Origin of the sequence: Bartonella sp. CM86QHHN (assembly GCF_042194695.1) — a bacterium.
Lineage (GTDB): Bacteria > Pseudomonadota > Alphaproteobacteria > Rhizobiales > Rhizobiaceae > Bartonella.
Window position 1 is genome coordinate 1 of sequence record NZ_JBHIND010000003.1, and the last position, 5,137, is coordinate 5,137.

At 33.5% G+C, this 5,137-nt stretch carries 9 protein-coding genes; 3 read left to right on the top strand and 6 right to left on the bottom strand.

Going from position 1 to position 5,137, the window contains the following annotated elements:
• The first annotated feature begins 361 nt into the window (after positions 1 to 361).
• Positions 362 to 715, top strand: coding sequence for a helix-turn-helix domain-containing protein (locus tag ACFIKX_RS00295; protein ID WP_375628367.1), 354 nt, complete (start codon positions 362 to 364; stop codon positions 713 to 715).
• A 102-nt stretch (positions 716 to 817) separates the two neighbouring features.
• Here ACFIKX_RS00295 and ACFIKX_RS00300 read toward each other — a convergent pair whose 3' ends face one another.
• Both ACFIKX_RS00300 and ACFIKX_RS00305 read right to left on the bottom strand, forming a co-directional pair.
• Positions 818 to 1,135, bottom strand: a complete 318-nt coding sequence (locus tag ACFIKX_RS00300; RefSeq protein WP_375628368.1) for a hypothetical protein — start codon at positions 1,133 to 1,135, stop codon at positions 818 to 820.
• Entirely contained in the window at positions 1,132 to 1,824 is a 693-nt protein-coding gene (locus tag ACFIKX_RS00305; RefSeq protein ID WP_375622568.1) for an AAA family ATPase, read from the bottom strand. Before ACFIKX_RS00305 ends, ACFIKX_RS00300 begins: the two co-directional genes overlap by 4 nt.
• Before the next feature lie 284 nt (positions 1,825 to 2,108).
• Between ACFIKX_RS00305 and ACFIKX_RS00310 the strand changes: the two genes are divergently transcribed.
• Both ACFIKX_RS00310 and ACFIKX_RS00315 read left to right on the top strand, forming a co-directional pair.
• Entirely contained in the window at positions 2,109 to 2,360 is a 252-nt protein-coding gene (locus ACFIKX_RS00310; protein WP_004857201.1) for a hypothetical protein, read from the top strand.
• Complete coding sequence (locus ACFIKX_RS00315; protein ID WP_375628370.1) at positions 2,357 to 2,755, top strand: type II toxin-antitoxin system VapC family toxin; 399 nt, start codon at positions 2,357 to 2,359, stop codon at positions 2,753 to 2,755. The genes ACFIKX_RS00310 and ACFIKX_RS00315 overlap by 4 nt, the downstream gene beginning before the upstream one ends.
• Before the next feature lie 210 nt (positions 2,756 to 2,965).
• Here the strand turns inward: ACFIKX_RS00315 and ACFIKX_RS00320 are convergent, their stop codons facing one another.
• The 4 genes from ACFIKX_RS00320 to ACFIKX_RS00335 all read right to left on the bottom strand — a co-directional run.
• A complete protein-coding gene (locus ACFIKX_RS00320) occupies positions 2,966 to 3,619 on the bottom strand; it encodes a recombinase family protein (RefSeq protein ID WP_375628372.1) in 654 nt (217 codons plus the stop codon).
• 175 nt (positions 3,620 to 3,794) lie between these two features.
• Entirely contained in the window at positions 3,795 to 4,250 is a 456-nt protein-coding gene (locus tag ACFIKX_RS00325; RefSeq protein ID WP_375628374.1) for a TIR domain-containing protein, read from the bottom strand.
• Positions 4,251 to 4,295: 45 nt separating this feature from the next.
• Complete coding sequence (locus ACFIKX_RS00330; protein WP_375628376.1) at positions 4,296 to 4,445, bottom strand: hypothetical protein; 150 nt, start codon at positions 4,443 to 4,445, stop codon at positions 4,296 to 4,298.
• A gap of 113 nt (positions 4,446 to 4,558) precedes the next feature.
• A partial coding sequence (locus ACFIKX_RS00335) for a hypothetical protein (protein ID WP_375628378.1) occupies positions 4,559 to 5,137 on the bottom strand: 579 nt, incomplete at its 5' end.

A 5,137-nucleotide genomic window follows, 5' to 3' on the forward strand; every position in this document is an offset into this window, starting at 1 on the left:
CATTAAACGCGGGTCTGATGTCATGATTTTGGTGAGCGTTCCAGAGAGTTTGAGAGGCGGATAGCCTCTCATTAAAAAATAAAGTTTGTAAATAAAAACTATTTTTATTGTCAATCTTCTGAAATTCTTCTATGAATTAATCAATGTGTTGATTGCATACGCAACAATCAACAAGGGATTAAAAGCCTTAAATTATAGCGTTAGAATTAGCTCACTATGTTGGGCTTCCCGGAGTTCCGGGAGTTTTTGTTATGTCCAGGTGCTTTTCAGCACTAAAAGCAAAAAGCTGACTATAATTCAGTACTTTTAACTCCCGGAATACCAATGCGAGGGCGCTCGCACCCGGTAGGGGGAATTTAAAGTGCAAAACAAAACTCCACATTTTAATGATATTTCTGTAGGGGAAAAAATTCGCGATAGAAGAAAATTCATGGGAATTTCTCAGACAGAATTAGGAAACAAATTAGGAGTAAGCTTCCAACAAATCCAAAAATATGAAAAAGGCTCAAATCGTGTAGGAGCTGGACGTTTGCAGGAAATCGCTAACATACTAGATGTTCATATCTCCTTTTTTTATACCGACATTTCACAAAAAAGAAATATCTCATACCCTTATGATGAAGGAATTTCCAGTAAAGAATACTGCCTTTTAAGAGGTTTTAGACAACTCAAACCTAAAAAACAGAAAGCAATTTTGTGGTTGGTTTCCGAATAGAATGAATACTTTTAAAATTATATTACATACAGCTATCTTCTCTATTCATAATAATATTTTAAATATTTATTACGTATTTTGTACGTAAATAATAAATAATAATTATTTATTTTGTGTGTAATTGTTATTTATATAATTTTCAATAAGACGATTAAGAAAATCACCACCATCTTCATTAAGTTCGTCTGCTAAAGACCAAAAACTGTCTCTTACTTCTGGTTCAAGTGCAAGTGTTAATCGTGCTGTTTTTAAACTACGTCTTCTACGTCCACTACCACGTTTTGTTTCTACACTATGACGTGTCGTAAAACCATTATTTTGACCTATCTTACCTAATTCTTGTTCATCTACTTTTTGTGCTTTTGTAAACGGTTGTAAATTTTCAAGATTCGGTAATACAATTTCAGCTCTTTTTGTCATGCTACTTTGTCCTTTAATAAATTTTCATTATCCAATACCTTCACAACAGCATTAGCAAAAACCGTTGCATTTTCTTGTGCTGCTTGAGGATTATTCACATCAGAAGATGCTAAATCAAAGAGAGACCCCCCTATCTGAAAAAGAGCACTAAAAGCTCCTCTTTCAGTTAATGAAGCAGGTAAAATAGGAAGATTAGCCTTTTCTAACGTTTTCTCTATATGCTGTCCTTCGCGACTGTTTAAGGTATTAGTCATAGAAAATACGATACGAAAAGGTATTTCTCTTTTAAAAAACTGACTCTGTTGTTTTATTAAAGCAATGATCTTTCCTATCTGATCTCCATCAAGTTGTTTTTTTCTCATAGGAACCAAAACTAAATCTGCTCTCCCTATAGCAAAAGAAGCCGCAAGATTAGCAGAACCTTCAAGATCAACAATAACAAATGGAAACTGTTCTACAGCATCATCAATGCAAGAAACAATATTCTGTTCTGTAATATTTCCAGAAACTTCTATATTTTGAGGCATTGTATCTACAGATCTTTTCATCCATGTCACAAGTGGTTGATTTGGGTCTGCATCAATTAATTTCACCTTAGATCCGGCTTTAGCAAAAACGTTAGCTAATACTAATGCCATTGTGGATTTTCCAACACCACCTTTTGTTGAACACATAGTAATTACAGGCATTAAGATATTCCTTATTCAATGAATAAACACCAAATAAATACCATTTATTTATTACGTATTTATTAAAATTATAAATAATAATTATTTATTTTGTAAATATTTATTATTTACGTATAAAATACGTAATAAATATTTATATCTTGTTAATTTCAAATCAGGCATAATCGGGTGTGCACATTCCAGTATGCAAACGAGTTTATTTCACAATTTCGTTTCTTGTGAGTAATTGATTTTTACATTACTTTTATATATATTAGATAATTATATAGTAAGAGGAATTTTTTATGTCTTCATTAACAGTTACAGCAAAAGGACAAATTACGCTAAAGCGGGATTTACTACAGCACCTTGGTGTTAAACCAGGTGAGAAGATTGACTTTGATAAGTTACCAGGTGGTGAACTTCGTATAAAAGCGTCACAGCCTACAAGCACTATTGAGAGCTTTATTGGACGATTTTCTGGAAAACTAAAAAAACCTCTAACCATTGAAGAAATGAACGAAATTACAGCTTCTAGTTGGGCTGGGAAAAAATGAAGATTTCTGTAGATACAAATGTTCTGGCTCGTGCTGTTTTACAAGATGATAAAAAGCAAGGGGAGGTAGCAAGTAAGATTTTAAGAGAAGCTTCTCTCATAGCTATTTCTCTACCTTGTCTATGCGAACTTGTTTGGATACTTCGCCGAGGTGCAAGACTATCAAAAGAAGATGTAGCTGGAATGTTACGCGATCTGCTAGCAACCAGTAATATAGTAATGAATAGACCAGCTGTTGAAGCAGGGCTTGCTATTCTAGAGGCTGGTGGTGATTTTGCTGATGGAATTATAGCTTATGAAGGTAATTGGCTAGGTGGCGAGACATTTGTTTCGTTTGATAAATTAGCAATCGACCTATTAAAGAAAAACGGACAATTAGTAAAACTCCTTACTTAATGAGTGAGCTAATACCTATAAAAGAATAAGCTATAGATGTGGATTTTCCAACACCACCTTTTGTTGAACACATAGTAATTACAGGCATTAAGATATTCCTTATTTAGTAAATAAATATTATTTATTTAGTACGTATTTTGTACGTAAATAATAAACATACTTCAATGCATCACGTCATGGAAAAGAACTATCAACTTGGCGCAGTTTATCTTAATTTTCCAATGTTCTTGGCATGGTAATGATAGGCTTTGTTTTTGTAAGCTTGATGTTTTTACGTTCAATAAATAAACGTAAGGTGTTCACACTAACTCCTAATGTCTTAGCAATACGGCTCTGTGATAAACCAACATTTATAAATGCTTGAATTTCATCAATATGGCTATCAAGCTTCAATCTTGTGGCTATACTCCCCTTTGGACGACCAAGTTTTATACCACGTTGACGAGCAACACTTAATGACTCTTTTGTGCGTGTTTGAATTAAATGTCTCTCAATCTGTGCTACCATACCTAATACAGTTGCGATGATATCGCTTTGTAAACTACCGTCCATGATAAGATTTTGTTTCGTCACGTGAAAAATTAAACCACGTTCACTAGCGGCTTTGAGAATTTCTAGGACAGCAAGAGAAGAACCAGCTATACGAGAAAATTCAGGGGTTAATAATACATCTCCTCGTTCTGCTTTTTTAATTAAAACACCAAGCTTACGCTTGCGCCAATCTTTTCCTCTACTTGCAATTTCTTCTTCAATATGAAGTGGTGCAAAGCCATTTTTATTAGCATATTCTAACAATCCAAATTTTTGATTTTCTGTATCTTGTCCATCACGAGAAACACGTAAATAAGCATAAAATTTTGGCATTTTCAGTAAAAAGGTTATTTTTGATTAAAACTGATATATTATTGCATAGAAAAAATAGGAATTAAATATACAATTTTCGTTCATAAAAAATGATCGTTTTTTCTGATATTGCAATTTATGACGCTTCAAACGACACTGTGCGTATCTTGCGTATACTTCATGCAAAGAAAAAATTTCAGTAGTTAACTGTATCTAAATTGAATCCGGCTGTGTTTAATAGTTCAATAAGTTTTGGGAGAGTCTCTTTTACGTGTTCATTAAAAGGAATGTAATTAATCCCTTCATAATCTGAAGGCACTTCAACATCTCGTTGTTTTAAAATAGCAATATTTCTGCAAGAAATTATAGGAAACAACATACCCATTCTAAAAATAACATTTTGATTAGCGCGCGGTTGTGCGTCTTTTTTATCAGCAGATTTTGCATAGCTAATCTCATCGGGAGTAAGTAGCACAATACCAAATTTTGGAGAATTAGTTTGCATACTAATTTCTTGTTTAAAATCCTCAATAGTAGTTAAATCATCACTACCAAATTTCAGAACGTATGGTTCCAATCCAAGCTTAAAAAGAACACGTTCAGTTTGTTCTAAAATAGTATGATTATTATATACAATAAAAATTTTTGGCATTTTTATATCCCATATAAAATATATGCATTTGACCCAGAGGGCTTATTATTCCTTATCAACGAATAATTGCGATAAAAATTTCTCCCAATCTATTTTTGCCTTTAATTTATCATTAGTCTCTTTATCAAATTTTATTTGTTTACCATTTACAGTAAAATAAAATTCAACACTTTCGATATCATCATGATTGAACATTACCAACACCTATAATTTTAATTATGTTCCATGTTTTATTGAGTTTAATGGAAATTTTAATACCTTTATTTTTACATTGCTCTCTGAAAGCAGGCGCGGGGCGCGCCTGTTATTTATGCTACTTCAGCGACCGTTTTAACAATATTATCGCCTTCATAAACCTCACAATTTCTGGGAACGAAAGAAAACCTAGCAGATCTTTTTATTATTGCATTGCCATATACATTACCACTAATATGGAAATAACCAGAGATCTTCGCATTGCCATAAACAGAACCGTAAACTTCAGTATGACACCCCACGCTAGCATTTTCATAGACCTTGCCATAAATTTTCGCTGCGCCATTAACAACAGCATGATCATAAACTTCTGCATTTCTATGAATACGTGCACTCCCAGATAATTTTGCATTACCATAAACCCTTGCATGATGATAAACCCATGCGTTATAAGAAAGGTGAGCATTGTCATAAACATGAGCTCCCACATACACGCGGGTTTTACCACATACATGCGCATTCCCATAAATGTGACCACAAACAATAGCATCATCACAAACAATAGCGTTATCATAAACACGACCGTAGCTAAAAGCCCATGCATCACCACCAACCCAGCAATTGCCATCATGAGATAAGTTGCTTTCCTTTTCAATATAACCACCAAGATCACCAGCCTTGACATCATCAAA

Bases quoted from the DNA above. Each gene is read 5' to 3' on its own strand.
- ACFIKX_RS00305 (WP_375622568.1), bottom strand. From the start codon at position 1,824: ATGCCTGTAATTACTATGTGTTCAACAAAAGGTGGTGTTGGAAAATCC.
- ACFIKX_RS00320 (WP_375628372.1), bottom strand. From the start codon at position 3,619: ATGCCAAAATTTTATGCTTATTTACGTGTTTCTCGTGATGGACAAGAT.
- ACFIKX_RS00315 (WP_375628370.1), top strand. From the start codon at position 2,357: ATGAAGATTTCTGTAGATACAAATGTTCTGGCTCGTGCTGTTTTACAA.
- ACFIKX_RS00310 (WP_004857201.1), top strand. From the start codon at position 2,109: ATGTCTTCATTAACAGTTACAGCAAAAGGACAAATTACGCTAAAGCGG.
- ACFIKX_RS00300 (WP_375628368.1), bottom strand. From the start codon at position 1,135: ATGACAAAAAGAGCTGAAATTGTATTACCGAATCTTGAAAATTTACAA.
- ACFIKX_RS00330 (WP_375628376.1), bottom strand. From the start codon at position 4,445: ATGTTCAATCATGATGATATCGAAAGTGTTGAATTTTATTTTACTGTA.
- ACFIKX_RS00325 (WP_375628374.1), bottom strand. From the start codon at position 4,250: ATGCCAAAAATTTTTATTGTATATAATAATCATACTATTTTAGAACAA.